Consider the following 26,286-nt stretch of genomic DNA (forward strand, 5'->3'; position numbering starts at 1 on the left):
TGGGCAGCCACGCGGGCGGAAGTACGCCCGGGCGCTTGAAACCGCCGTCACCGAACGACCCGACCGAACGACCGAACGACCCAGGCGCCGCCTCCCCGGGGCGCCCTGACGAGGAAACTCCCACGTGATCAGATTCGAGGGCGCCGGAAAGCGCCACCCCGACGGCACCGTCGCGGTCGAGAGCCTGGACCTGGAGGTCCCGACCGGTCGGATAACCGTCCTGGTCGGCCCGTCCGGCTGCGGAAAGACCACCCTGCTGCGCATGGTCAACCGAATGGTCGAGCCCACCTCGGGCCGGGTCCTGCTGGACGACACGGACGTCGCGAAGCTGGAACCCGCCAAGCTGCGCCGTGGCATCGGGTACGTGATCCAGCAGGCCGGGCTCTTCCCGCACCGCAAGGTGATCGACAACATCGCCACCGTCCCCTACCTGCTCGGCTGGGACCGCAAGAAGGCCCGCGCCCGCGCCGCCGAACTGCTCGAACTGGTCGGACTCGCGCCGGAGACCGCCAAGCGGTACCCGTTCCAGCTGTCCGGCGGCCAGCAGCAGCGGGTCGGCGTGGCGCGGGCGCTGGCCGCCGACCCGCCGGTGCTGCTGATGGACGAACCGTTCAGCGCGGTCGACCCGGTGGTGCGGGCCGGGCTCCAGGAGGAGCTGCTGCGGCTCCAGTCCGAGCTGCACAAGACGGTGCTGTTCGTCACCCATGACATCGAGGAGGCCGTCCGGCTCGGCGACCAGGTGGTGGTGCTCCGCGAGCGCGGCCGGATCGCCCAGCTGGCCGACCCGCACACCCTGCTCACCACCCCCGCCGACGAGGGCGTGGCCGCCTTCCTCGGACGAGACCGGGGCCTGCGCGGCCTCGGCCTGCGCCCCGCCCGGGCCGTCGAGCTCCGCCCGGTGGGCGACGGACTCCGCTACGGGGGCTGGGAGTTGGCCCTGGACGACGAGCGCCGCCCGATCGGCTGGATCGACCGCGACGCCGTCGTCGCCGAACTCCAGCCGACGGCCGGCTTCCACCCGGACACCGACACCCTGCGCACCGCGCTGGACGCCGCCGTCCTCTCCCCCGCCGGGGTCGCCGTGGCACTGGACGCCGACGGCCGGGTCACCGGCACCGTGAGCCGCGAGGCCGTCCTCGCCGCGCTGCGGCCCGACGCCTCCGGCTCGCCGGCCGCCGATGCCCCCGTCCGCATCGACAAGTCCCCGATCGCCGGGAGCCACGCGGACGACGTGAGCGACACGGGCGGCACCGGCGGCACAGGCCTCACAGACGGCACCGACGGCACGGACGGAGCCGATGGTGGACGATGAACCGATCGTCCGCTGGTACTGGATCGGCGATCACCTCGGCTACCTGGGCCACCTGCTTGCCGACCACGCCGTGATCGCCCTCGTCCCCGTGCTCATCGGCCTGCTGCTGGCCGTCCCGCTCGGCCTGGCCTGCGCCCGCTACCCCCGGCTGTACCAGCCGCTGTCCGCCGTGTTCAACATCGTCTACGCGCTGCCCTCACTGGCCGTGTTCGTGGTGCTGATCCCGTACACCGGCCTCGCCACCCAGGCGACCGTGATGATCCCGCTCACCTTCTACGCCCTCGCCGTGCTGCTGCCGACCACCGTGGACGGACTGCGCGCCGTCCCCGACGCCGTCCGGCAGGCCGCGACCGCGATGGGGTACGGGCCGTGGCACCGGCTGACCTCGGTCGAGCTGCCCGCCGCCGTGCCGTACCTGATCGCCGGACTGCGGGTCGCCTCGGTGTCCAGCATCTCGCTGGCGAGCGTGGGTGCGCTGGTCGGCCGCGGCGGGCTCGGCTACCTGTTCGTCGACGGCTTCCAGCGCACCTTCCCGACCCCGATCGTGGCCGGCATCGCGCTGATCGCCGTCCTGGCACTGGCCGTCGACCTGCTGCTGGTCACCGCCCGGCGGCTGCTCGCGCCCTGGGCCGTCCGGGAGAAGGGAGCCGGCTCGTGAACTGGCTGAACTGGCTGGGCGACTTCTTCACCGCCCCGGACCACCTCAGCGGGCCGGACTCGATCGCGCACCGGGTCGCCGAGCACCTGCTGCTCTCCGGCGAGGCCCTGCTGTGCGCGACGCTGCTCGCCGTCCCGCTCGGGCTGTTGATCGGCTATACCGGGCGCGGCGTCACCGTGGTGACCGCGTTCGCGGGCGCCGCCCGCGCCCTGCCCACCCTCGGCCTGGTGACGCTGGCCGTGCTGCTCGCCGGGGTCGGCGACACCGCCGTGCTGATCCCGCTGGTCGCCCTCGCCGCGCCGCCGTTGCTGGTGGCCGCCGTCGAGGGGGTGCGCGGCACCGACCCGGACGTCCGGGACGCCGCCCGCGGCATCGGGCTGACCCATCCCCAGGTGCTGCGGCAGGTCTGCCTGCCCTCGGCCGCGCCGACCCTGCTGGCCGGCTTCCGCACGGCGACCGTGCAGGTGATCGCGACCGCCACGGTGGCCGCCTACGTCGGTCTGGGCGGCCTCGGCCGCTACGTCATCGACGGGCTGGCGACCCGCCAGTACGCCGTGACCGTGGGCGGCGCGCTGCTGGTGGTGCTGCTCGCGGTCGCCGCCCAGCTGTTCTTCGCCCTGCTCGCCCGGTTCGCGCTCCCGCCCGGGGTGCGCGCCCAGCAGCGGCCCCACTGACGTCCGTCTCCCCTCACCTCCCGTTCCGGAAGGACATTTGTCATCATGTCGACAATCAACCGAAGCCGTCGCGCCGTCGTCCTCGGCACCCTCGCCGCGCTCACCCTCGGCGCCACCGCCTGCGGATCCTCCGGCGGGGACCCGCTCGGCGGGGGGTCGAGCGCCTCGGCCCCGGCAGGCGGCTCAGGCGGCTCAGGGTCGACGGTCGTGGTCGGCTCGGCGAACTTCCCGGAGAACGTCCTGCTCGGGTCGATCTACTCGCAGGCGCTCAAGGCCAAGGGCGTCAAGGTTCAGGAGAAGTTCAACATCGGCAGCCGCGAGGTGCTCTACGGACAGCTGCAGAGCGGCAACCTGACCGTCCTGCCGGAGTACAACGGCTCGCTGCTCGCCTACCTGGACCCCAAGTCCACCGCCGCCACCACCCAGGACGTGAACGCGGCACTCACCACGACGCTGCCCGCCTCGCTGGGCCTCCTCGAATCGTCCCCGGCCGAGGACAAGGACTCGCTCAGCGTCACCCAGGAGACGGCCGACAAGGACAACCTCAAGAGCATCGCCGACCTCGCCGCCAAGGTCGGAGAGTTCACCATCGGCGGGCCGCCGGAGTTCAAGAACCGTCGCGAGCAGCAGCTCAAGGACGTCTACGGGCTGACCTTCAAGGAGTGGAAGCCCACCGCCGACACCACCGCGAACGCGCTCAAGGACGGCAACATCCAGGTCGGCAACGTGTTCACCACCGACCCGAAGATCGCTCAGTACAAGCTCGTCCCGCTGACCGATCCGAAGAACATCTTCGGCGCGCAGAACGTCACCCCGCTGGTCTACAAGGCGGGCGTTGACGCGACCGCGACGGCGGCGCTCAACGCGGTGTCGGCCAAGCTCGACACCGCCGGGCTGGTGGCTCTGATGAAGCGCGTTTCGGTGGACAAGGAGGACCCGTCGGCGGTCGCCAAGGACTGGCTGAAGTCCAACGGGCTCAGCTGACGGCGGTCCGGCGCGAACGCCTGCGGACTCCCGTGGATGCCTGCGGACTCCCGTGGACGCCCGTGGACGCCCGCCGATCGTGAACGCGGCGGCCCGGAGGAGTTTCCTCCGGGCCGCCGCCCGCCGTTCCGGCGATCCTCTTGAGCCACCGGAGACACCTTCCCTTCTATGCCGCGAACATGACACTCTGGGCGCCATGCGCACTCGTCTCCTCGCCGCCACCCTCACGGCACTCGCCGCGGTGAGCCTCGCAGCCTGCTCCAGCTCCGGCTCCAGCTCCGGATCGGGCTCGGGCTCGGGCTCGGGCTCGGACAAGGCCACCTCCGCGGCCGGCTCCCCCACCGCCTCCGCCGCATCGACCCCCGCGCCCTCCGACGCCGCCACCACACCCGCGGCTCCCGCGCCCGGCTCGGCCGCCCCCACGGCCGACGGCGCGACCGGCGCTCCCACCCCCGACGCCGGCACCTCGGGAGCCCCCGCACCGGCCAAGCCCGCCCCGCCCACCGACGCCGGACTGCCCGCCAAGCCGGGCGCCGACCAGGCGACCAAACTGGTGTCCGCACTGGACGCGATCGACCCGGCGATCGTCGGCGGCAAGCCGGACCAGGCCGTGGACCGGGCGCGCAACCAGTGCCAGTCGATGTACCAGTTCCCCAAGGACAAGCAGAAGCTGGTCGACCTGGCCAACCAGCGCTTCACCTCCGCCGACCACCCGCAGGGCTTCGGCCCGGACACCGCCGCGAAGATCAACGAGGCGCTGCTCTCCACGCTCTGCCCGCCGTCCCGCTGACTCCGGCCACTGATCCAAGCCACCGATCCGGGCCGACAGGTCCACGGATCCGCGACACCATGAACCGCCCGGCGTCCTGAGCGCCGGGCTGCCGTGGCCGCGCCCCTTTCCGGGGTGCGCGGCCACGGTCTTCTCGTTTCGGGGCCTCTCGCCGTCACCGGCACCGACTCCAGCGCCGACTCCAGCACCGCCCTCCTCCCGCCCCCTTTCACCACGCGGACCGTGTGCTGACGAACTGTTAGGACTCTTGACAGACCAGTGGTCTAGTCCAAACATAAGCATGTCGATCCGACCGGGATGCACTGTGGGGGTGTGACCACCGGCGGCTGAGGCACTGCCCTGCCATGCTCCACTCCACCCCCGCTCCGTTCGGTGCGTATGCGCACGCCACCCGCGTCCGCGCGAGTCGGTGGGCGTTCGCACGCCCGCACTCCCGCACTCCCGATATCCGCCCCGGCCCCGGGATCGCGGCCGACCTCACTCGGCCGCCCTGCCCGGACCGACCGCACCTCCCCAACGTCCTGCCCCACCAAGTCTGTTGGAGAATCCATGCGCCTTCGCAGAACAGTCCAGGCCGTATTGACGGCCTGCGCCACACTGGCCGCCTCGGCCGGCCTGGTCGCCGCCGGGACGAGCTCCGCCCAGGCCGCCACCCCGCTGCCCAGCCGGGTCTTCGCCCCCTACTTCGAGTCCTGGACCGGCCAGAGCCCGGCCCAGCTGGCCGCGCAGTCCGGCGCCAAGCACCTGACCATGGCGTTCCTCCAGGCCGCCACCAAGGGCTCCTGCACTCCGTACTGGAACGGCGACACCTCCAAGCCGGTGTCCTCCTCCACCTTCGGCACCGACATCGCGACCATCCGCGCCAACGGCGGGGACGTGATCCCGTCCTTCGGCGGCTACACCGCCGACAACACCGGCACCGAGCTGGCCGACAGCTGCACCGACGTCAACCAGATCGCGGCCGCTTTCGAGAACGTGATCACCACCTACGACGTCAGCCGGATCGACCTCGACATCGAGGACAACTCGCTCACCAACAGCGGCGGGATCGACCGCCGCAACAAGGCCATCAAGCTCGTCCAGGACTGGGCGGCCACCAAGGGCCGGACCATCCAGTTCTCCTACACGCTGCCGACCACCCCCTCCGGACTGGCCGACAGCGGCCTCGCGGTGCTGCGGAACGCGGTCAGCAACAACGCGCGGATCGATGTCGTCAACATGATGACCTTCGACTACTACGACAATGCCACCCACGACATGGCGGCCGACACCCAGACCTCCGCGCAGGGCCTCTACAACCAGCTCGCCAAGCTCTACCCGTCCAAGACCCCCGCCCAGCTGTGGGGTTCGATCGGGATCATCGAGATGATCGGTGTCGACGACTTCGGCCCGGCCGAGACGTTCACCCTGGCCAACGCCAACACCGTGTACAACTGGGCGGTCTCCAAGGGCATCAACACGCTGTCCTTCTGGGCGCTCCAGCGCGACAACGGCGGCTGCCCGGGCACGGCCGGGAACGACAACTGCTCCGGGATCGCCCAGAACACCTGGGACTTCAGCCACATCTTCGCGCCGTTCACCAGCGGTTCGACGGTGAACAACGACTTCTCGGTGTCGGTCAGCCCGAACTCCGCCACCGTCACCGCCGGTTCGTCCACCTCGGCGACCGTCTCGACGGCCGTGACGGCGGGCTCGGCGCAGAGCGTCAACCTGACGGTCAGCGGAGCCCCGGCCGGCGTCACCGCCACCGTCACCCCCGGCAGCGTCACCGCCGGCAACAGCTCCACGCTCAACATCAGCACCATCTCCAGTGTGACGCCCGGGAGTTACCCGATCACGGTGACCGGCTCGGCGGCCTCCGGCAGCCACACCGGCACCTTCACCCTGAACGTCACCGGCACCCAGCCCGGCAACGACTTCTCGGTCGCCGTGAACCCGAACTCCGGTACGGTCGCGGTCGGTTCCTCCACCTCCGCCACCATCACGACGGCGACCACCGCGGGCTCGGCGCAGACCGTCAACTTCTCGGTCATCAGCGTCCCGACCATCGGCATCAACACCACCGTCACCCCTGGCAGCGTCACCACCGGAAACAGCGCCACACTCAACATCAGCACCACCTCGGCCGCGACTCCGGGCACCTACCAGCTCGGCGTCACCGCCACCGGCCCCTCCGGCAGCCACACCGCGGCCTACACCCTGACCATCACCGGAACCGGCCCGACGACCGGCCTGGTCAACGGTGACCTGGAGAGCGGCAGCCTGACCCCGTGGACCTGCCAGAGCGGCGGCGCCGTGGTCTCCACCCCGGTCCACTCCGGCACCAAGGCGCTCCAGGCGGCGGCCACCGCCGGCCAGACCGGCGAGTGCTCGCAGACCGTCACCCTGAAGCCCAACACCAGCTACGCCCTGAGCGGCTGGGTGCAGGGCAACTACGCCTACGTCGGCGTCAGCGGCGGCGCCACCGCCAGCGCCTGGACCAGCTCCTCCGGCTGGACCAAGCTGTCCGTCCCCTTCACCACCGGCGCCAACGGCACGGTCACCGTGTACCTGCACGGCTGGTACGGCCAGGGCAACGTGTACGGGGATGACTTCTCCATCGCCTGAGTCCGCTTCGGGTGATGAATGACGGATGACAGCTGACAGATTTCATTTTCTGTCAGCTGTCATCCGTCTTCTGTTCGCTGATCCCTGTTCCCTGTTACTGGTTCGCTGCTATCTGTTCCCTGTCGTCCGTTCGTCGGCGTCCGTTCGCCGCTGTTCGCCCGTCAGCCGCCCGCCGCCCGCATCCGCTCCGGCCGGCACAGCGCCAGGTACGCCACCGTCGCCAGCACCCCGCAGACCAGGACCACCAGCGCCAACAGCACGGCGGACGGCCGACCGCCGAGGCTGCTCAGCGGTGCGACCACCGCGCCGCACAGGAAGTTGCCCGTCCCCAGCAGCGCCGACGCCGTGCCCGCCACCTGCGGCTCGACCAGGCCGAGCGCCTGGGCGGCGGTGTTCGGCAGCAGTACCCCGAGGCTGCCCATCATCGCGAACAGCGGCGGGCAGAACCCGGCCAGCCCGAAGTCCCACACCGTCGTCAGCAGCACCAGCGCCGCCCCGGCGGCGACCGCCGCCGCGAGGCTGCCCAGCATCAGCGCCCGCTGGGTGAAGCGCGGCGCCAGCACCCGTCCGTTCACCTGGGTCATCACCACGATCGAGAACGAGTTCAGCCCGAACAGCAGGCTGTAGGTCTGCGGCGAGACCTGGTACACGTCCTGGAGGACCGTCGACGACCCGCTGATGTAGCCGAAGAGCGCCCCGAAGGCGAGGGAGCTGGTCAGCGCCAGCCCGAGGAACGGCAGGTTGCGCAGCAGCCTCCCCATCGTCCGCAGGGCCGCACCGACCCCGCCGCGGTCCCGGGTCTCCGGCGGCAGCGTCTCGCGCAGCACACCGAAGGAGACCAGGGTGAGCAGCAACCCGAGGGCCGTGAGCACGCCGAAGGTGCCGCGCCACGAGGTGAACCGCATCAGCTGCGCACCGATGATCGGGGCGAGGATCGGCGCCAGCCCGGATATCAGGGCGATCGAGGCGAGGAAGCGCAGCAGCGCGACGCCCTGGAAGCGGTCCCGGGAGACGGCGCGCCCGATCACCAGCCCGGCGGAGCCGGCCGCGCCCTGGACGAAGCGGCCGACGATCAGCACCGTCAGGTTCGGCGCGAACACGCACGCCACGCTGGCCAGGGTGTAGAGGACGAGCCCCGCGAGCAGCGGCCGACGGCGCCCGTAACGGTCGCTGAGCGGCCCGAAGAGCAGCTGCCCGGCCGCGACTCCGAGCATCGAGAAGGTCAGGGTGAGCTGGACGGCGGCCGGCTGGGCGACCAGGTCGTCGGCGATCGCGGGCAGGCCCGGGAGGTAGAGGTCGGTGGTGAGCGGGCCGAGCGCGGCGATCCCGCCGAGGGCGGCGATCACTGCCCAGCCGGGCCGGGCCTGGCCGGTGGCGGTGGCGGGGGCCGGGGCCGGGGCCGGGGCGGCAAGGGACGCGGGGTCGGGCGTGGTGGCGGGAGCGGAAGCGGCAGCGGTCGACGTGTCGTCGGTGGGGCCGACGGTCGGGCCGGGCATGGTTCTCCTTACGGACGGGTGACGCGGGGTTCGTTCGCGCTCCGTCCTATCGCAGCCCGGGCCGGTTCCGACAGCGGGGGTGCACGCTGTTCGGCCGTGGGGGTGCGTCCGGCGGTCGCCCCGCAGCCCGGCCCGGCCCGCACACGTCGACGGCCCGCCCGCACCTTCCGGTGCCCGGCGGGCCGTTCCGTTCCGTTTCCGCTCCCCGGGCCGGAGTGGCCGGGAGGAGAGTCCTCAGCAGTGGTCGGGAGGCCCGTTGCCCGGTCGGCGGGCGCCCCCGGGGCCGGTCGCCGGACTCAGCGCTTGGCGACGTGCTCGGCGCGCAGCGCCGCCTGCACCGCGGCACCGTCCTGCCAGGCATAGAGCTGGTTGCCGGTCAGGGCCACATTGTAGTGCCCGCAGGTGCCGGTGGCCTTGGTCGCGACGCTCTCGGGGAACCAGCCGGCCTTGAGCGCCTGCGGCACCGGGTGCGCGCTCTTGCCCGGCAGCCCGGCGGTGCAGCCGGCGGGCAGCCGGCCCTCCGGGAGGGTGGCGCGCAGCAGGCGGTCGTCGCCCGTGGTGGAGATCAGGTACTTCACCCCGGAGGCGTCGTCGGGCAGCCAGGTCGGCATCGACCGCCGGTCGGCCTTGGCCTGGGTGCCGGTCTCGTACGAGCCCTGCTGCTGGTGGTGTTCGTCGTACCAGTCGGACACCCGCGGGCCGATTGCCACAGCCGCCACGGCGACGGCCATGCCGGTACCCGCGACTCCCAGCGCGACCTTGCTCACGATGCCCTTCATGCCCGACTGCCCTCTCCGTGTCGTGACCGATGCGGCCGTTGCCGCTCGTGCCGCTGCCGCTCGTCTTCGCTGTCGGCGGCCGCTCAGGTCCGCGTCACCGACCCGGTCGGCGCGCTCCGCCGTCCGGTGCAACCATCGTGGCCCGTCCGGACCCGTCGGATCGTCACCACCAGGTCGCGAACTTGTCTCCGACCCACGGGGTAGCTTCTCCACCTTCAGGCGTATGTCCTCCGGCAGGGACCCTGAGGCCCGCGGATTCCGGACCTGCGGATTCCGGCCCCGCGGATCCCTGAGCCACAGGCCTCGGCACCGCCGGTCGCCGGGTCCGTGCCGCTCCGGCGCTCAGGTTGGCACGCCCGGGTCGAGAACGGCCCGAGCCCCGATCGAGCCTTGCTCAAGCCCGGAGCGGCCGCAGCCCGGCCTGCTGCAGCCGGGTCACCGGCCACCACCGCTTCGGACCGCCACCGCCTCGGACCACCACCGCTTCGGGCCTCCGCGGTTTCAGACCGCCGCCGGTACCGGCCGGGCGACCGGGAACGGGCGGCCGTCGAGGGTCCAGTGCGGGTCGATCGGACGCAGCAGCGAGGCGTACACCTGCGCGGCGACGTCCGGATGACGGATCTCGCCGGTGGGCGGGCCGGCCGGGATACCGTGCCCGGCGCAGGCCACCCAGGCCGTCCGTTCCTCGGCCGTACGGCCACCGTGGCCGCCGGCGTCCACGTGCCCGTGGTCGGTGACGACGATGACCGTCCACTGCTCCTCGGCGTGCGTCACCCGGCCCCTGACGGCGTCGAGGAGGCGGCCGAGGCGCTCGTCGGCGGTGCGCATGGACGCGCGGTACTCGTCGCCGCAGCCCAGGAAGTGGGCGGTCTCGTCGACGGCGCCGAGGTACACGAAGGACGCCTCGGGGTCGGCGGTGCCGAGGACGTGGACGGCCTCCCGGGTGACCTCCTCGTCCACCGCCTCCCAGGCCTCGGGGGTGTCCTCGGCGGGAGCCACGTAGGAGAGCCGGCCGGGGGCGCGGAACAGCGGGCCGCCGGACTCGTTGATCATCAGCGGGTCCCAGCCGGCCGCGACGAAGGTGCGGCGGCGGTCGCCCCGGGCGAGGCGGGTGGCGAAGTCGGGGAACACGTCGAGCCGGTTGCCGGCCAGGTGGTTGCCCCACACCCCGTGCTTGGCGGGCTCGACGCCGGTCACGATGGTGGCCCAGCACGGCCCGGACATGGTGGGCGTGCCGTCCGCGACGGTGACCGGCACCAGGAACCCGGCCTCGGCGACCTCCTGCAGGCGGGGCATCGGTACCTGCGCCAGGAAATCGTGGCGGACACCGTCGATCCCGACGACGAGCACGCGGGGGCGGGGCCACTGGGCAGCGGACATGGGGGTTCCTTTCGGTCGTGCGCACCCGGCCGCGCCCGCCGAGGGCGCCGCCGACCGCGCCATGGTTCACCGACCGCCGTACCGGTCGGCGTCCCACCGCCGAACGTCAGGTGTCCACGAAGTGTCGGACGGGCGTTCCCACGCCCCGGGCCGAGTTCCGCCGATGCAGTCCGGGGGCGGGCACGGGTGCCAGGACTGCCGTCCGGGGGCGGGCACGGGTGCCAGGACTGCCGTCCGGGAGCGGGTCAGGAGGGTCCGGTGCGCGGCAGCCTGGAGCTGTCCGGGTAGACCGCGGGCGGCAGCGACTTGTCGGCGGGCGGCCGCCTCACGGCTGCGGGCGGAACTCGTGGACGACCTCGATGCGGCCGACGATGTGCCGGTTGAACTCGTCCAACTCCTCTGCGGGCACCCAGAGTTCGAGGATCGTCCGGCCGCCCGCCCGCTGAACGGGGTAGCGCGCGAGGAAGGCGGTGTCGACCTCGAAGCGGGTGACGTAGCCGACGCCCGAGGCGGGCACGTTCCAGTCCCGGGCGATCCGGATCGCGTAGTCCTCGTTGAGGACGGGGTAGAAGATCGGCTGCTCGGGGAGGCGGGGCGGCCAGGCGCGCCGGTCCGCGGCCTCGACCAGGGCGAGCTCCTCGGGACCGGTAGGGCGCCAGAGGGTGGTGGTCGGGGGCTGCGTCGGGACGAAACGGCTGGTCATGGCAGGGACGGTAGCCGGGCCACGACGGGCCCGGCCACCGGTTTTCCCGGGCCGCGGAGGGCCGCAGAGGGCAGTGGAACGGTAGAGGGCAGTGGGAGAGCGGCAGAGGGCCGCGAGCGGAGACGAGGGGCGAGGAGATGCGACGAAGGCCGGCAGGCGGCGGGGGCGGACGGGCGGCCGTCAGCGGTAGGCGGACTCGCCGGTGATGGCCTCGCCGAGCACCAGGGTGTGGATCTCGTTGGTGCCCTCGTAGGTGAGCACCGATTCCAGGTTGTTGGCGTGCCGCAGCACCGGGTACTCGGTGGTGATGCCGTTGGCCCCGAGGACGGTCCGGGCACTGCGGGCGATCTCCAGAGCGGTGCGGACGTTGTTGAGCTTGCCGAAGCTGATGTGCGGCGGGCGAGCGGCGCCCTGCTCCTTGAGCCGCCCGATCCGCAGGGCGACCAGGTACGCCTTCTCGACCTCCAGCATCATCTCGACCAGCTTCTGCTGGGTCAGCTGGAAGCCCGCGATCGGACGGTCGAACTGGATCCGGCTCTTGGCGTAGTCCAGGGCGGAGGTGTAGCAGTCGCGAGCGGCGCCGACGGTGCCCCAGAGGATCCCGTAGCGGGCCTCGTTGAGGGAGGAGAGAGGTCCGCGCAGGCCGACCACCCCGGGCAGCGCGGCGTCGGCGGGCAGCACCACGTCGTCGAAGGCCAGCTCGCTGGTGACGGAGGCACGCAGCGAGAGCTTGCCGTGCACATCGGTGGTGGTCAGGCCGCGGGCGCCGCGCTCGACCAGGAAGCCGCGCACCCCCTCTTCGGTCTGCGCCCAGACCACGGCGACGTCGGCGATGCTGCCGTTGGTGATCCACATCTTGCTGCCGGACAGCACCCAGTCGCCACCCTCACCGCCCTTGCGCACCGCCCGGGTGCGCATGTTGGCCGGGTCCGAGCCGAAGTCCGGCTCGGTGAGGCCGAAGCAGCCGATCAGCTCACCGGCGGCCATGCCGGGCAGCCAGCGCTGCTTCTGCTCCTCGGAGCCGAAGGCGTGGATCGAGCGCATGGCGAGTGAGCCCTGGACGGAGACGAAGCTGCGCAGCCCGGAGTCGGCCGCCTCCAGCTCCATGCAGGCCACCCCGTACGCCACCGCGTCGGCGCCGGCGCAGCCGTAGCCGTCGAGGTGCATGCCGAGCACGCCCAGGGCGCCGAGCTCGGGGGCGAGTTCGCGAACCGGGAAGACCCCCCGCTCGAACCACTCGCCGATGTGCGGGCGGATGCGCTCCTCGGTGAACCGGCGGACGGTGTCGCGGATCAGCCGCTCCTCGTCGGAGAGCAGATCGCCGACGGCGAGCAGGTCGGACGGGTCGATCCGGGTCGGCTTCGTCACTGAAGCTCCTTGTACTCTCGGCGGGACACCGGCGGAATACCGGCGAGTATTCCGCACCCGGCCGGGTGGTGGGCGGGCGTGAACGAGTGAGGATGGCGACACGTTCGACGGCGCGCCCAAGGGCGCGTACGGCCGAGCAGAAGCGAACCGGAGGGGAAGGGGCGGGGCAGGACATGGCACGTTGGGCGCTGGTCGTCGAGGAGACGGTGGGCATGGGCCAGGACCGGATCTGGGGGAGCAAGGTACTCGCCGAGGTCGAGGGGGCCCGAGAGGAAGCCGTCGAGGAGCTGAGGCGGCTCGTCCCCTCCTACACCCCGGAGCACCCCTTCAACAGCCGACGGCGGACGCTGCTCCGCGACGGGGACACCTACCTGCTGATCGCCCAGGGGAGCATGCGCGACTACCACTGCGTGTTCAAGGTGTGGGAGCTGCTGTGGGACAGCAAGCGGCCGGAGGTGCAGGCGGAGCGACTGGCCGAGGGGCCCGGGGAAGGCCGCTGACGGCGAACGGACGTCGGCCGACGGACGACGGCCGACGAGCACCGGATCGCAGATCACAGCCGACGGATCACGGCCGACAGCCGACGAATAACAGATAACGGATAACGGATAACAGCTGACAGATTTCAAACTCTGTCAGCTGTTACCCCACCCCGCAGAGCCGCAGCAGCGCCGTGGTCGCCGCACCCGCCACGACCACCAGCGGGAATGGTGCCCGGCGCAACGCGAGCACTCCCGCGACCAGTACGCCCGCCGGGCGGGCCCACCCCGCGAAGCCGTGCCCCTGGGTCAGCGCGCCGGTCGCGACCAGGGCCACCAGCAGCACCGCCGCCGCGACGGCCAGCAGGTACCGCAGCCGCTCCGAGAGGACGAGACGACCGGCGAGCAACGGCCCGGCCAGTCGGTAGGCGTACGTTCCGGCCGCGAGCAGCAGAACGGCGTACAGCGGCATCATCGGACCTTCTCCTTCTCCGCGTCCGCGGCGATCGGCCCGTCCGCCGCCTTCCGACCCGGCTCCCCAGCCGCCGGCCGACCGGCGAACACCAGCCCGACCAGGGCGAGCAGCACCGGCAGCCCGGCGGGGACGAACGGGGTCGCCGCGACCGCGACCACCGCACCCGCCACCGCCGCCGTACGGGTGCGGCGGTCCGCGAGCGAGGGCAGGACGAGCGCGAGCAGCACCGCGGGGAAGGCCGCGTCCAGGCCGAACGCGTCCGTGTCGCCGATCAGCCCGCCCGCGAGGGCGCCGAGCAGCACCGAGACGTTCCAGGCCACGAACAGGGCGACCCCGCAGAGCCAGTACACGGCCCGGCGCCGACGGGGATCGCTCTGCTGCAGGGCGAAGGCGGCGGTCTCGTCGGTGAGCAGTTGTGCTCCCACCAGCCGCCGCCACCACGGGCCGTCGGACACGTCGGCCACGGTGAAGCCGAAGGGCAGCAGTCGGGCGTTGAGCACCAGTCCGGTGGCGACCGCGGCGAGGGCGCCGCCGCCGGAGAGCACCACGCCGACCGCCGCGAACTGGGAGCCGCCGGCGAAGACCAGGGCGGAGAGGGCGATCGGCACCCAGAGGGGCAAGCCCCCGGAGACGCCGACCGCACCGAAGGACGCGCCGACCAGGGCATCGGCCAGGCAGACCAGGGCGACGTCCCGGAGGGTGGCACGCTCCAGTGTTCGAAGTAGCGAACGCATGTTCATTAGAGTGAACCGACTCGACGTCGTTCGTCAAGGCGAACGCTCGGACTGATTCGGCGAACGGCGGCCGATGCGACCGGCCGTGGCAGCATGAACGGCGACATCGGCCGCACCGGCGGCCATGGAAGGGGCCAGGAGGAAGCGTGAGTGGCGAGCATGAGTGACCAGATCACCCCGGCCACGGACTCCGGCGGTTCCGGCAGCTCCGGCAGCTCCGGCAGCTCCAGCAGCAGCGATAGCAGCGGCAGCGCCGGCAGTGGCGCCAACGGCGGCGGCGAGCTGATCGGCCAGATCGCCGCCTCGATCAGGCGCGAGCGCGAGCGCAGCGGACTGTCGATGGCCGAGCTGGCCCGGCGCGCGGGCATCGCCAAGTCCACGCTGTCCCAGCTGGAGTCCGGCGCGGGCAACCCCAGCGTGGAGACGCTCTGGGCGCTCGGCGTCGCACTGAACGTGCCGTTCAGCCGGCTCGTCGACCCGCCGCGCCCGGTGGTCAAGGTGATCCGGGCCGGCGAGGGCCCGGTGACCCACTCCGAGCGCGCCGACTACGCCGCCACCGCGCTCTCCTCCTGCCCGCCCAACGCCCGGCGCGACATCTATCGGATCGAGGCTCAGCCGGGTGAGCCCCGGGCCTCCGATCCACACATGCCCGGCACCGTCGAGCACGTGCTGATCGGTGCCGGGCGGGCGCTGGTCGGGCCGACGGAGGCGCCGGTGGAGCTGGGCCCGGGCGACTACGTGAGCTACCCGGGCGACACTCCGCACGTGTTCCGCGCCCTGGCTCCGGACACCCTCGCAGTGATCGTCATGGAGCACATCTGACAACTCGCCCGCTCTGACAGAGGGGGCACCTCCTACTTCAACAGCCCATCCAGGAAGGGATTTCCGAAGACCCGGTGCGGGTCGTGGCGGTCCAGGACGGCGACCGCCTCGTCCCAGCCGGGCCCGCCGCCCGCCCGCAGACTGTCCGGAACGACCCGGCCGAGCAGGTCCGGATCGGACCAGGCGGCGGCGTCGGTGTACGCCCAGCCCTTGGACCACTCGACCCGCAGGCCCGCCCGGGAGCCGTCGAAGGTGCGCAGCAGCCACTGCTCCAACTCCCGCGCGAAGCGCTCCAGTCCGGGGGTTCCGGGGAAGGCGAGGACGTCCAGCCAGACGGCCGTGTCCCACTCCGGTCGGTCGGCGCGCGGTCGCAGCGCGGACAGCAGCGGGGGCCGGGCGCCGGGGACGCCGGAGGAGGCCGGGTCGTCCAGGCCGGTGACCCGGATCTCCACCGCGCCATTCACCGGAAACTCGCCCCGGGCCTGATAGGAGGCGAGCAACTCCCGGTAGTAGGCGGCGAATTCACTCACCGCCCACTGGAGGTCGGCGCGCTTGAGGAGGATCGCGTAGCCGTTGGCGGTGACCCGCAGGGTGGTCGGGCGGACGTACTGGAGCAGGGTGCGCGAGGGTCCCCAGAGGTCGGACCGCAGTCCGCCCGCGAGCAGGTGGGTGAGCACCTCGCCGCTGAGCAGTCGGCGCAGCAGGGCGCCGGAGAGCAGGACTTCGGTGATGTCACCGGTGAGTCCCACCTTCGTGACCAGGTACTGGAGTTGGCCGAACAGCGGGGCCGAGGCCCAGGCGCCGGTGACGATCTCGCCGGCGAGCCGGGCGACCGGTTCCGGAAGGCTGTCCGAGAACGGGTAGTTGTACGGGTGGTCGACGGACAGGGAGGCGAGCGGCTTGCTCGGGGTGACGCTCCAGGTCTTGAGCCAGGGGTACTCGGTGTAGGCGAACCAGATCGCCTCGACCCGACCGTCGCGTTCCACGAAGTCGGCGAGGGTGCGCGGGCCTCCCCCGCTCCCGAGGACACCGCCGAGGACACCGCCCAGCACTCCCCCGAGCACTCCGCCGAGACCCCCGCCCCCGCCGGTACCCGCACCGGCCCCGGTACCGGCGCCTGTTCCGGTTCCCGTTCCGGCCCCGGGGCGGGCGAAGAGCTCGCTCGCCGGGATGTCGAGTCGGCTGACGCAGCGCAGCGGCCGGTCGGCGCCGGCCCGCAGCACCACTTCGGTCAGGAAGGCTCGGCCGAGGTGGACCAGGAAGGCGGCGCTGTCGGCCTCGGAGCGGTCGAAGGTCCGCAGCGTGTAGCGGCCGGTGGCCGGGTCGAGGACGACGGCGGTGAGCCGGACGACCTGGTTGCTGACCGATCCGTAGCCGTGCCCCTCCGGTCGCACCTCCCCTGCGGCCGGGACGGCGGTGCCGTGGCCGCCGATGGCGAGTACACCGCCTACGGTGATCTCGCCGGGGGCCGGGCAGGCGGTCAGGCCGAGGCCGCGGTCGGCGAGGTGGGCGAGCAGGGCCTCCATGGTGGCGCCGGTCTGCACCCGGACGGTGTCGGGCGAGTCGGCGCCGATCGCGGTGAGGTGCCGGCTGGTGTCCACCAGCAGCACCCTGGCGCTCTCCGGGGTCCCGGCGGCGACGGTGAGCGGTGCCCAGGTGTGCCGGTACCCGGAGGCGCGCAGCCGCCAGCCGTTGGCGTGCGCCCAGTCGGCGAGGGCCGGGACCTCCTCGGGGGTGCGGGGCGCGCAGGTCCACAGCTGGTCGGTGCGGATCTCGCCGGACCAGTTCTGGAAGACCCGCTGGTAGAGCTCGGTGCCGGGGGGCAGCGCGGGCGGTACCGGCGCGGCGGCCTCGGCACTGTCCGGGCCGACGGTGCCGCGCAGCAGCCAGGCCGCGCCGCCGAGCGCCGCCGACGCACCCAGCAGCTGCCGCCGGGTGAGGCCACCGGGGGCGGTCCTCGCCGAGGTCTTCGCCGGAGCGTCGGTCGGGGCGTCCACCGGGGCGTCCACCGGGGTATTCAGTGGGGTCATCCCCTCCCGTACCGCTCCGTCACCCTTTCCGCCCGTCGGGCCGTGTCCTGTGGTCATCCGTCCGTCCGCCCCCTCGTCCTGGTCCCCCGGGCCGAGCTGCGCCGATCCGGGTCCGGCCGGAGTCCGCCCGGCCCGGTCTGGAGCGTATGAAGGGGCGCACGGCAGTTTGAAGCGCCCGCCGGGGATCTCACTCCTTCGAGTGAGATCGGCCCGATCGGCCCCGGGCGCCCCGTCCACCTGCACCGCTCCTCGTCCCGGCGCCGTTGCCCACGTCCTCGACGGGCGCATAGGTTGATCACGGTCACGGTTGATCACGATCACCCCACCCCACCCCACCCGCCGGAGGCTTCGCCATGCCCTCGTCCACGCCCTCGCCCGAGTCCTCGCGCGCCAACTCGCCCGCGGACTCGCGACCGGACTCGGCTGCGGACTCGGCCTCCGCCCCGTCCGCGAACCCGCCCGCCCGCGGAGCCCTGACCGTCGCCGTCGCCCAGCCCGTCTGCGCCGCCGCCGGCCGTCCGGACACCGTGTCCGAGAACGTCGCCCTGCACGCCGAGGCGGTGCGGAAGGCGGGCACCCGGCTGGTGGTGTTCCCCGAGTTGTCGCTGACCGGCTACGACCTGACCGCACCGGCCGTCGACCCGGCGGACTCCCGGCTCGCGCCGCTGGTGGCCGCCTGCGCCGCGACCGGCGCCGTCGCCCTGGTCGGGGCACCCGTCACCGAGACCGACGGGCGCGAGTCCATCGCCACGCTGGTGGTCACCGGGCAGGGCGCCGAGGTCGTCTACCGGAAGATGCGCCTGCACGGCGCCGAGGTCGAGCGCTTCGCCCCCGGCGGGAAGCCCGTCGTCCTGGAGCTGGACGGCCTGCGGCTCGGCCTCGCCGTCTGCGCGGACGCCGCCGACCCGGCGCACGCCGAGGAGACCGCCGCGCTCGGCATCGACGCCTACGTCGCCTCCACCCTCTACGGGCCCGGCACCGCCCAGGCGGAGCGCCGGGACGGCCACGTCCGCGACCGGGCCGCCGCCCACGGGGTGTGGTGCGTGCTCGCGACCTGTGCCGGGGCGACCGGCGAGTACCCGGAGAGCTCGGGCGGCTCCGGTGTCTGGGCCCCGGGCGGCGAGCTCGTCGCCCAGGCCGGTACCGACCCGGGCGAGCTGGTCCGCGCCGAGCTGCCCCGCCGGTAGGAGCCGAGCCGGGGCCGGAACCCGGGCCGCACCGGCTGCGGGCACCCGGCCCCACACGGAAACGGAACGGAACGGACGGACGGAACGGAACCGGATCACCCCGACCGGAAATACCCGGGCCTCGTTCGCGGCTGTGCTGACCGAAGATCCGTTCCGGGCCGGTCGGGCCCGTACAGGAGGTGCAGCGCGCGATGGGTGGCGAGCAGGAGAAGGCGCAGGAGTACCGGATCGAGCACGACTCGATGGGCGAGGTCCGGGTGCCGGCCGACGCGAAGTGGCAGGCGCAGACGCAGCGGGCGGTGGAGAACTTCCCGGTGTCCGGCCAGCGGCTGGAGCGGGCGCACATCGCCGCACTGGCCCGGATCAAGGCCGCCGCGGCCCGGGTGAACGCCCGGCTCGGGGTGCTGGACGAGGAGACGGCGGAGGCGATCGCGGCCGCCGCCGAGGAGGTCGCGGAGGGGCGCTGGGACGACCAGTTCCCAGTGGACGTGTTCCAGACCGGCTCAGGCACCTCGTCCAACATGAACACCAACGAGGTGATCGCCACCCTGGCCGGGGAGCGGTTGGGCCGACCGGTCCATCCGAACGACCACGTCAACGCCAGCCAGTCGTCCAACGACGTCTTCCCGTCCTCGATCCACATCGCCGCGACCGCCGCCGTCACCCATGACCTGGTCCCGGCGCTGGAGCACCTCGCGGAGTCGCTGGAGCGCAAGGCCGCCGAGTTCGCCCGGGTGGTCAAGTCGGGCCGCACCCACCTGATGGACGCCACGCCCGTCACGCTCGGCCAGGAGTTCGGAGGCTACGCGGCCCAGGTGCGGCACGGGCGGGAGCGGCTGCTGGCCACCCTGCCCCGGGTGGCCGAACTTCCTCTCGGCGGGACGGCTGTGGGCACCGGCATCAACACCCCGCCCGGTTTCCCGGCGGCCGTCATCGCGGAGGTCGCCCGCGCCACCGACCTGCCGTTGACCGAGGCCAGGAACCACTTCGAGGCGCAGGGGGCGCGGGACGCCCTGGTCGAGTTGAGCGGTCAGCTGCGCACGGTGGCGGTGGGCTTCACGAAGATCGCGAACGACCTGCGGTGGATGGGCTCCGGTCCGCGCACCGGGCTCGGCGAGATCAACCTGCCGGACCTCCAGCCCGGTTCGTCGATCATGCCGGGCAAGGTGAACCCGGTGCTGCCCGAGGTGGTGCTGATGGTCGCCGCCCAGGTGGTGGGCAACGACGCGACGGTCACGCTGGCGGGCGCGAGCGGCAACTTCGAGCTGAACGTGATGCTCCCGGTGATCGCCCGCAACGTCCTGGAGTCGGTGCGGCTGCTCGCCAACAGCGCCCGGCTGCTGGCCGACCGGACGGTGGACGGCATCACCGCCAACGTGGACCGGGCGCGGGAGTACGCGGAGTCCTCGCCCTCGGTGGTGACCCCGCTGAACCGCTACATCGGATACGAGGAGGCCGCGAAGGTCGCCAAGCAGTCGCTGGCCGAACGCAAGACGATCCGTCAGGTGGTTCTGGAGCGCGGCTACGTCGAGCAGGGCAGGCTCACCGAGGAGCAGCTGGACGAGGCTCTGGACGTGCTGCGGATGACCCACCCGTAGCGGGTCGGAGTCGGGTCGGAGTCGGGTCCGAGTCGGGTCGGAGTCGGGTCGGAGTCGGGTCGGAGCGTGCCGGGCCCGCGCCCGGGTCACGCCTCGGGCGCGTGCCCTGGGTTCACGCCTCGGGCTCGCGCCGGGGCGCGGGGGGCACTCGCGCCCTCCGCGCCCCGGTCACGGGCTGCGGGGAAGATCAGCCCTTCGCGCGGCCGGCCCGGCCGCGCCGCATCGACGCCCCGTTCGACGTCATGGTCGCCATCGAGATCGCCGCGAGGCCGAGCAGGAACATCACGGCGCCCACGATGATGCAGGTCACGATGTTCTTGCCGTGCGCGACGGACCCGGAGACGACCCACGGAGAGATGATCGTCCAGACACCGAGCGCAGCGGCCGCCCAGGCCCGGGCGTGGGTGCGTTCGTAGGCCGATCCGTAGCCGGCCATCAGGGCCGTGTAGGCCAGACCCACGATCAGGCAGGTCACGGTCAGAGTGCTGTACGCGGTGAAGCCGACGATCCATGGCGATGCCGCCAGGAAGAGACCGGCCAGGACGGCCAGGGCTTCGACACCCTGGGCACGGGGGGTCGAGGTGACCCGCTCGTAGCGTTCGCGGAGTTCGACGATGTCCGGATGGTGCTCCATGCCCGTCGTCGGGATATGGGTTGCCACCGATACCACCTCCTGTGGTCGGAACCGGTAAGGCGCTTGCCCCGTACCCATTCTGGCGCTTATCCAATGTTTTGCACCCTTTAGTCCGGAATGACCGATAACCATCCGGTCACGCCGGTGACCTGCGTCTCAACCGTCCGGGCCGCCATTGCCTATGCAACTCGTTGCATAGCAGGATGCGGGCCATGGCACTGGAGCACGCGATCCTCGTCTCGCTGCTGGAGCAGCCCGGCTCCGGCTACGAGCTGGCCCGGCGCTTCGACCGCTCGATCGGACGCTTCTGGACCGCCACCCACCAGCAGATCTACCGGGTGCTGCGGCGGATGGAGGCGGACGGCTGGGTGGCCGCGCAGGAGGTCCCCCAGGACGGGCGCCCGGACAAGAAGGTCTACTCGGCAGCCGGGGCCGGACGGGCCGCGCTGGCCGGCTGGCTGCGCGAACCGGTCGAGCCGGAGACCGTCCGGCACGAACTCGCGGTCAAGATCCGGGCCGCCGCCTTCGACGACCCGGCCGCGCTGGTCTCCGAGGTGGAACGACACCGCGAGAGCCATGCCGCCCTGCTCGCCCGATACCTGCACGGCGAGCAGCGTGACTTCCCCGACACCACCGCACTCGATGCGCACGAGCAACTGCAGCACGTGGTGCTGCGCGGCGGCATCGAGTACGAGCGGATGACCCTCGCCTGGCTCGACGACGTGCTCGCCACCCTGCGCCGCCTCTCCGCCGACGGCGGACGGCGGCCGACGGATGACGACTGACGACTGACGACTGACGACTGACAGATGACGGCCGACGGATGACAACCAACAGAGTTTGAAATCTGTCACCCGACTCCTGTCACCCGCCCTCTTCACACCCTCGACCCCCAGGAGCCCCTCGATGCTCTTCAACCCGCGCAGCTACGACCCCGCACAGTTCGACGAGCCGACCCGCCGACTGCTGCGCGCGACGGTGGACTGGTTCGAGTCCCGCGGCAAGAAGGCGCTGATCGACACCTACATCGACCGCAGCTGGTACGCCGACTTCCTGGACTTCGCCGCGAAGGATGGCCTCTTCGCGGAGTTCCTGACCCCCGCCGCGGCCGACCCCGACAAGCGCTGGGACACCGCGCGGATCGCCGAGCTGAACGAGATCCTCGGCTTCTACGGCCTCGGTTACTGGTACACCTGGCAGGTCACCATCCTGGGCCTCGGCCCGGTCTGGCAGAGCGAGAACGAGGCTGTCCGCGCCCGCGCCGCCCAGCTCCTCGCGGACGGTCACGTGATGGCCTTCGGCCTCTCCGAGCGCACCCACGGCGCCGACATCTACTCCACCGACATGATCCTCACCCCGGACGGCGAGGGCGGCTTCACCGCTACCGGCTCGAAGTACTACATCGGCAACGGCAACGTGGCCGGCCTGGTCTCGGTGTTCGGCCGCCGATCGGACGTCGAGGGCCCGGAGGGCTACGTCTTCTTCGCCGCCGACAGCCGCCACGACGCGTACCACCTGGTCAAGAATGTGGTGAACGCGCAGATGTACGTCAGCGAGTTCCGCCTGGAGGACTACCCGGTGCGCGCCGAGGACGTGCTGCACACCGGCCAGGCCGCCTTCGACGCCGCGCTCAACACCGTGAACGTCGGCAAGTTCAACCTCTGCACCGCCTCGATCGGCATCTGCGAGCACGCGATGTACGAGGCCGTCACGCACGCCCACAACCGGGTGCTGTACGGCAAGCGGGTCACCGACTTCCCGCACGTCAAGCGGGAGTTGACCGACGCCTACGTCCGCCTGGTGGCGATGAAGCTGTTCAGCGCCCGGGCGGTGGACTACTTCCGCAGCGCCTCCCCCGAGGACCGCCGCTACCTGCTGTTCAACCCGATGACCAAGATGAAGGTCACCACCGAGGGCGAGAAGGTCATCGACCTGATGTGGGACGTCATCGCCGCCAAGGGCTTCGAGGCGGACACCTACTTCGACAAGGCCGCGAAGGACATCCGCGGCCTGCCGAAGCTGGAGGGCACCGTCCACGTCAACCTGGCGCTGATCCTCAAGTTCATGGGCAACTACCTGTTCGCCCCGGCCGACTACGCCCCGGTGCCGAGCCGCGTGGATGCCGCCGACGACGCCTTCCTGTTCCGGCAGGGCCCGGCCCGCGGCCTCGGCGCGATCCGCTTCCACGACTGGCGCACCGCCTACGACCGCCACGCCGAGCTGCCCAATGTCGCCCGCTTCCGCGAACAGGCCGACGGCTTCTGCGAGTTGCTGCTCCAGAACGCGCCGAGCAAGGAGCAGCAGGCCGACCTGGACTTCCTGCTGGAGATCGGCCAGCTGTTCGCGCTGATCGTCTACGGCCAGCTGGTGCTGGAGCAGGCCGAGCTGACCGGCCTGGCCGCCTCCGAGCACGGCGGCGACGTGCTGGACCGGGTCTTCGACGCGTTGGTCCGCGACTTCTCCGCGCACGCCACCGAGCTGCACGGCAAGGCCTCGGCCACCGAGCAGCAGGCGGCCTGGGCACTCGCGAACGTGCGTCGCCCGGTCGCCGACCCGGCGCGGGACGCGCGGGTGTGGACGCAGGTCGAGTCGCTCTCCGGCGCGTACGAGATGCGGCCGTGAGCGGGACGCAGCCGTAGGGCGGGGACGGCAGGACTCCGGGGGTGCCGGTCGGCGGACCGGCACCCCCGGTTCACAGCTCCCCGCTCACGACACCCGGTTCACCTCTCCGGGGTGGTCCGGTCGTCGCCGAGGCCCATGTCGCGGGCCCGGGCGACCGCCTCGGCGCGCGTCGCGACGTGCAGCTTCTCGAAGATGTGGGTGATGTGGTTGCGGACGGTCTTCTCCGCGACCACCAGCTCCCGGGCGATTCGCCGGTTGTCCAGCCCGCGCGCGACCAGGTCCAGCACCTCGGCCTCGCGGGCGGTGAGTTCGGGGAAGAGCTGTCCCGCCTCGCGCATCTTCGCCCCGGCCAGCAGGGCGGTGATCCGTCCCGCCACCTCGCCGCCGAACACCGCGCCGCCCGCCGCGACCGTCCGCACCGCGTGCAGCACCTCCTCCCGCCCCGCTCCCTTGACCAGGTAGCCGCGCGCGCCCGCCTGGAGGGCCGCGAGCAGGTTTCCGTCGTCGTCCGACATGGTCAGCATCAGCACCGGCGGCGGCGCCTCCTGGGTGGCGAGCTGCCGGACGGCCTCCAGCCCGGAGCCGTCGGGCAGCGAGAGGTCCATGATCACCACGGTCGGGCGGTACCGGGCGACCGCCTCCGGAACATCGGCGACCCGCTCGGCCTCGGCTACCACGAGGACACCCTCGGCGCTCTCCAGCGCCGCCTTGAGCCCCTCCCGGAAGAGGGGGTGGTCGTCGACGATCAGCACACGGACGGCCGGAGTGCCACCCGGACCCACAGGTGCCAACGGCTGTTCTTCATCCACCCGGCCGACACTATCAGCGGCGATCGCGTGACTTTCCGTGACATGCTCGTGAAGTCCTCAGCGTGTCGGGGCCGGGACGGGCCGGGAGGAGCCGGGGCCCGCCCGCTCCGGCTCACGTCGGGACGGGATTCGAGACCGGGCCCCGGCCACCCGGGACACCGGGTCGTCGAAACCGGATCCTCACCCGGTACACGCTGCGGGCCGGCGTCCGCACTCGCGGACGCCGGCCCGTCGGCATTCCTTTCGAGTGACCGATCACGGTCGATCGCTCCGGTCTCAACCCTGCGGACCGGTCTGCCCCGAGCGCACGGGCCGGCCCTCCCATTCCGGCCCCAGAGCGGCGCCGGGTGCGCCGACGCGGCCCAGTACGGCGGTGACCGGTCCGCGCCCGCCGGCCCGCAGGCCGTACCGCTCCCCCGCCCGGACGTAGACCAAGTCGCCGGAGAGCAAGAGGACTTCACCCAGCTCTCCGAGGAAGGCCGCGGCCCCGGTGAGGACCACCAGGAAGGCGTCGGCGGCGCGGTCCATGTACGGTCCGCAGGTTCCGCACGGGTCGAGCCGTGCGGTGCCCACCTCCACCTGCCGCCGGCTCGCGGCGGGCGCGGAGTCCGACCGCTGGGCCGGAATGACGGCCCGGGGCGGAACGGGCCTGACCGTGAGCACGGTGGTCGGCGTGCCGCGGACGGCGGAGATCCGGCAGGAGGTTCCGGGGCGGTGGTGCAGCGCCTCGCCCGGGGAGAGGATCCGGCCGGCCGCGAACAGCCGCCCGGAGAGCACCACAGTCACCGACTCGACCGATTCGTACGGGAGTTGCTCGATCCGGACGCCCGGCGGCAGCGCCTCGACGGTGAGTCCGGCGCGGACGGCCGGCCGCTGCTCCGGGTCGATCAGCCGCTGGAACGCGGGCGCGGTGCGGGGGACGGCAGCGGGGACGAGGATCACGAGTGGTCACCTCCGAGGGGAACTGGAGGACAGGCAGGATTGGCAGCACCGGTCAGCGCCGCCCAGGCCGGGTCAGGGCCTGTCGGCGCCGGCCGGCCCGGGTCAGGGCCGGTCGCGGCGGGCGGCACGGCGCCGGGCCAGGGCGGCCCGGGTGCCGGCGGTGTGCCGGGGAACGGCGAGCGTCAGGCAGAGCAGTTCCGCGCCGAGCGGCCCGGCTTCCAGGTGCAGGGCGCGGCCGCGGCGGGCCAGCAGCAGGTCTCCCTCGGAGGCCAAGTGATCCGGCTCGTCGGACAGTCGGCCGACGACGGCGGCGCCGCGCAGCACGTGCAGGACGGTCTCGGTGTCGGGCCGGCCCGGGAGGACGTGGTGGGCGCCCGGGCTCAGCCGCAGGTGGTCGAAGGCCTCGCAGGCGCTGGCGAGCATCGGGCTCCGGGCGAGGGAGCGGATCCGTACGCGCTCGCCGTTCGGGCCGATGACGACCATGGCCGCGCCGGTGTCGGTGGTGACGATCACCTGGGGTCACCTTCTTCGGGAGAGGCTTCGGTGCGGTGGACGGCGGGGGCGGGGACGGTGAGCAGGGCGTGGAAGTACTCCAGCCCGGCCGTCCCGGCGGTCAGGACGGTCCGCGAACCGAGCGGCAGCACGACCGCGGTGCCCTCGACCAGCGGCAGGCCGGCGTCGGCGCGCTCCGGGTGGTCCGGGTGCACGGCGCCCTCGGGCGGTTCGGCGAGCCCGGAGCCGGCGGTGACGTAGATCGCGTGCTCGATGCCGTCGGCGGCCAGCTCGGTGCGGTGGCCCGGGTCGAGTCGTTGCAGGCCGACACCGCGCAGCGGACCGGCGAGCAGGCGGCCGGGGTCGACGGCACCTCGGCGGCGCAGGTCGGTGATGACGGTGCCCGACATGACGGGCTCCTTCCGGTCGCGGGCGGGCTCTGCGGTCCGCCTCTGCGATCCACGGTGCGCCGCCCGCTGTCCCGGCCACACGGGGGTGTCGTCCCGTCCGGCTCCCGATCCGATCCCGGCCTGATCCCGCCCCGGTTCCCGGCCCGATCCCGACCTGGATCCCGGTCCGATCCCGACACCGTCCCGGCCCGCCCCACCTGCGGTCCCCGCCCACCGTCCGGACCCGCGATTCCGTCCTGCTCCTGTCCTGCTCCCGTCCTGGTCCGGACCGGTTCCCGCCCCCCGCGCGCCGCCTCGCGCG

The 26,286-nt window shown here is 72.6% G+C and carries 25 protein-coding genes; 12 read left to right on the top strand and 13 right to left on the bottom strand.

Going from position 1 to position 26,286, the window contains the following annotated elements; genetic code table 11:
- Positions 1 to 124: 124 nt before the first annotated feature.
- From ACWGJO_RS00450 to ACWGJO_RS00475, 6 genes are all read left to right on the top strand, one after another.
- A complete protein-coding gene (locus ACWGJO_RS00450; RefSeq protein WP_452181440.1) occupies positions 125 to 1,312 on the top strand; it encodes an ABC transporter ATP-binding protein in 1,188 nt (395 codons plus the stop codon).
- Positions 1,299 to 1,970 carry an ABC transporter permease gene (locus ACWGJO_RS00455; protein WP_452181441.1) on the top strand — a complete coding sequence of 224 codons (672 nt, stop codon included), beginning with the start codon at positions 1,299 to 1,301 and terminating at the stop codon, positions 1,968 to 1,970. Before ACWGJO_RS00450 ends, ACWGJO_RS00455 begins: the two co-directional genes overlap by 14 nt.
- Positions 1,967 to 2,644 carry an ABC transporter permease gene (locus tag ACWGJO_RS00460; protein ID WP_359900468.1) on the top strand — a complete coding sequence of 226 codons (678 nt, stop codon included), beginning with the start codon at positions 1,967 to 1,969 and terminating at the stop codon, positions 2,642 to 2,644. Before ACWGJO_RS00455 ends, ACWGJO_RS00460 begins: the two co-directional genes overlap by 4 nt.
- Before the next feature lie 45 nt (positions 2,645 to 2,689).
- On the top strand, positions 2,690 to 3,628 hold the full coding sequence (locus tag ACWGJO_RS00465; RefSeq protein WP_452181442.1) for an ABC transporter substrate-binding protein: 939 nt from the start codon (positions 2,690 to 2,692) through the stop codon (positions 3,626 to 3,628).
- A 196-nt stretch (positions 3,629 to 3,824) separates the two neighbouring features.
- A complete protein-coding gene (locus ACWGJO_RS00470) occupies positions 3,825 to 4,418 on the top strand; it encodes a hypothetical protein (RefSeq protein ID WP_452181443.1) in 594 nt (197 codons plus the stop codon).
- Positions 4,419 to 4,967: 549 nt separating this feature from the next.
- Positions 4,968 to 7,025: a glycosyl hydrolase family 18 protein gene (locus ACWGJO_RS00475; RefSeq protein WP_452181444.1), complete on the top strand. Its 2,058-nt coding sequence runs from the start codon at positions 4,968 to 4,970 to the stop codon at positions 7,023 to 7,025.
- Between the two features lie 161 nt (positions 7,026 to 7,186).
- Here the strand turns inward: ACWGJO_RS00475 and ACWGJO_RS00480 are convergent, their stop codons facing one another.
- The 5 genes from ACWGJO_RS00480 to ACWGJO_RS00500 all read right to left on the bottom strand — a co-directional run bounded on the left by ACWGJO_RS00480 (position 7,187) and on the right by ACWGJO_RS00500 (position 12,751).
- Positions 7,187 to 8,521: a multidrug effflux MFS transporter gene (locus tag ACWGJO_RS00480; RefSeq protein WP_452181445.1), complete on the bottom strand. Its 1,335-nt coding sequence runs from the start codon at positions 8,519 to 8,521 to the stop codon at positions 7,187 to 7,189.
- Between the two features lie 296 nt (positions 8,522 to 8,817).
- A complete protein-coding gene (locus ACWGJO_RS00485; RefSeq protein ID WP_452181446.1) occupies positions 8,818 to 9,300 on the bottom strand; it encodes a hypothetical protein in 483 nt (160 codons plus the stop codon).
- A gap of 501 nt (positions 9,301 to 9,801) precedes the next feature.
- On the bottom strand, positions 9,802 to 10,680 hold the full coding sequence (locus ACWGJO_RS00490) for an alkaline phosphatase family protein (protein ID WP_452181447.1): 879 nt from the start codon (positions 10,678 to 10,680) through the stop codon (positions 9,802 to 9,804).
- A gap of 325 nt (positions 10,681 to 11,005) precedes the next feature.
- Complete coding sequence (locus tag ACWGJO_RS00495; RefSeq protein WP_359900454.1) at positions 11,006 to 11,383, bottom strand: ADP-ribosylation/crystallin J1; 378 nt, start codon at positions 11,381 to 11,383, stop codon at positions 11,006 to 11,008.
- A gap of 180 nt (positions 11,384 to 11,563) precedes the next feature.
- The gene (locus ACWGJO_RS00500; protein WP_452181448.1) at positions 11,564 to 12,751 is read right to left on the bottom strand and encodes an acyl-CoA dehydrogenase family protein; all 1,188 of its coding nucleotides are present in this window, start codon (positions 12,749 to 12,751) and stop codon (positions 11,564 to 11,566) included.
- A gap of 173 nt (positions 12,752 to 12,924) precedes the next feature.
- On the opposite strand from ACWGJO_RS00500, the gene ACWGJO_RS00505 reads away from it, so the two are divergent.
- A complete protein-coding gene (locus tag ACWGJO_RS00505) occupies positions 12,925 to 13,251 on the top strand; it encodes a hypothetical protein (RefSeq protein WP_452181449.1) in 327 nt (108 codons plus the stop codon).
- Between the two features lie 142 nt (positions 13,252 to 13,393).
- On the opposite strand, the gene ACWGJO_RS00510 is transcribed toward ACWGJO_RS00505, so the two are convergent.
- Together ACWGJO_RS00510 and ACWGJO_RS00515 are read right to left on the bottom strand one after the other, a co-directional pair.
- A complete protein-coding gene (locus ACWGJO_RS00510; protein WP_452181499.1) occupies positions 13,394 to 13,702 on the bottom strand; it encodes an AzlD domain-containing protein in 309 nt (102 codons plus the stop codon).
- Complete coding sequence (locus ACWGJO_RS00515; protein WP_452181450.1) at positions 13,702 to 14,439, bottom strand: AzlC family ABC transporter permease; 738 nt, start codon at positions 14,437 to 14,439, stop codon at positions 13,702 to 13,704. The genes ACWGJO_RS00510 and ACWGJO_RS00515 overlap by 1 nt, the downstream gene beginning before the upstream one ends.
- A 159-nt stretch (positions 14,440 to 14,598) precedes the next feature.
- On the opposite strand from ACWGJO_RS00515, the gene ACWGJO_RS00520 reads away from it, so the two are divergent.
- A complete protein-coding gene (locus ACWGJO_RS00520) occupies positions 14,599 to 15,261 on the top strand; it encodes a helix-turn-helix domain-containing protein (RefSeq protein WP_452181451.1) in 663 nt (220 codons plus the stop codon).
- Between the two features lie 32 nt (positions 15,262 to 15,293).
- Here ACWGJO_RS00520 and ACWGJO_RS00525 read toward each other — a convergent pair whose 3' ends face one another.
- Positions 15,294 to 17,291 (bottom strand): cholesterol oxidase substrate-binding domain-containing protein, encoded by a 1,998-nt coding sequence (locus ACWGJO_RS00525; protein WP_452181452.1) that lies wholly within the window; start codon positions 17,289 to 17,291, stop codon positions 15,294 to 15,296.
- Positions 17,292 to 17,644: 353 nt separating this feature from the next.
- Between ACWGJO_RS00525 and ACWGJO_RS00530 the strand changes: the two genes are divergently transcribed.
- Together ACWGJO_RS00530 and ACWGJO_RS00535 are read left to right on the top strand one after the other, a co-directional pair.
- Entirely contained in the window at positions 17,645 to 18,478 is an 834-nt protein-coding gene (locus tag ACWGJO_RS00530; protein ID WP_452181453.1) for a carbon-nitrogen hydrolase family protein, read from the top strand.
- Between the two features lie 191 nt (positions 18,479 to 18,669).
- Positions 18,670 to 20,076 (top strand): class II fumarate hydratase, encoded by a 1,407-nt coding sequence (locus ACWGJO_RS00535; RefSeq protein ID WP_359900439.1) that lies wholly within the window; start codon positions 18,670 to 18,672, stop codon positions 20,074 to 20,076.
- A 187-nt stretch (positions 20,077 to 20,263) separates the two neighbouring features.
- On the opposite strand, the gene ACWGJO_RS00540 is transcribed toward ACWGJO_RS00535, so the two are convergent.
- Positions 20,264 to 20,737, bottom strand: a complete 474-nt coding sequence (locus tag ACWGJO_RS00540) for an SPW repeat protein (protein ID WP_359900437.1) — start codon at positions 20,735 to 20,737, stop codon at positions 20,264 to 20,266.
- Between the two features lie 185 nt (positions 20,738 to 20,922).
- On the opposite strand from ACWGJO_RS00540, the gene ACWGJO_RS00545 reads away from it, so the two are divergent.
- Both ACWGJO_RS00545 and ACWGJO_RS00550 read left to right on the top strand, forming a co-directional pair.
- Positions 20,923 to 21,495 (top strand): PadR family transcriptional regulator, encoded by a 573-nt coding sequence (locus ACWGJO_RS00545; protein WP_380348343.1) that lies wholly within the window; start codon positions 20,923 to 20,925, stop codon positions 21,493 to 21,495.
- A gap of 121 nt (positions 21,496 to 21,616) precedes the next feature.
- Positions 21,617 to 23,332, top strand: coding sequence for an acyl-CoA dehydrogenase family protein (locus ACWGJO_RS00550; RefSeq protein WP_452181454.1), 1,716 nt, complete (start codon positions 21,617 to 21,619; stop codon positions 23,330 to 23,332).
- Between the two features lie 98 nt (positions 23,333 to 23,430).
- On the opposite strand, the gene ACWGJO_RS00555 is transcribed toward ACWGJO_RS00550, so the two are convergent.
- The 4 genes from ACWGJO_RS00555 to ACWGJO_RS00570 form a co-directional block, all read right to left on the bottom strand.
- On the bottom strand, positions 23,431 to 24,123 hold the full coding sequence (locus ACWGJO_RS00555; RefSeq protein WP_452181455.1) for a response regulator: 693 nt from the start codon (positions 24,121 to 24,123) through the stop codon (positions 23,431 to 23,433).
- Between the two features lie 294 nt (positions 24,124 to 24,417).
- Positions 24,418 to 25,083 (bottom strand): hypothetical protein, encoded by a 666-nt coding sequence (locus ACWGJO_RS00560; RefSeq protein WP_452181456.1) that lies wholly within the window; start codon positions 25,081 to 25,083, stop codon positions 24,418 to 24,420.
- A 102-nt stretch (positions 25,084 to 25,185) separates the two neighbouring features.
- On the bottom strand, positions 25,186 to 25,596 hold the full coding sequence (locus ACWGJO_RS00565) for a pirin family protein (RefSeq protein WP_359900427.1): 411 nt from the start codon (positions 25,594 to 25,596) through the stop codon (positions 25,186 to 25,188).
- A complete protein-coding gene (locus ACWGJO_RS00570) occupies positions 25,593 to 25,985 on the bottom strand; it encodes a hypothetical protein (protein ID WP_452181457.1) in 393 nt (130 codons plus the stop codon). Before ACWGJO_RS00570 ends, ACWGJO_RS00565 begins: the two co-directional genes overlap by 4 nt.
- Positions 25,986 to 26,286 lie beyond the last annotated feature (301 nt).

This window comes from Kitasatospora sp. NPDC054795 (assembly GCF_053611565.1).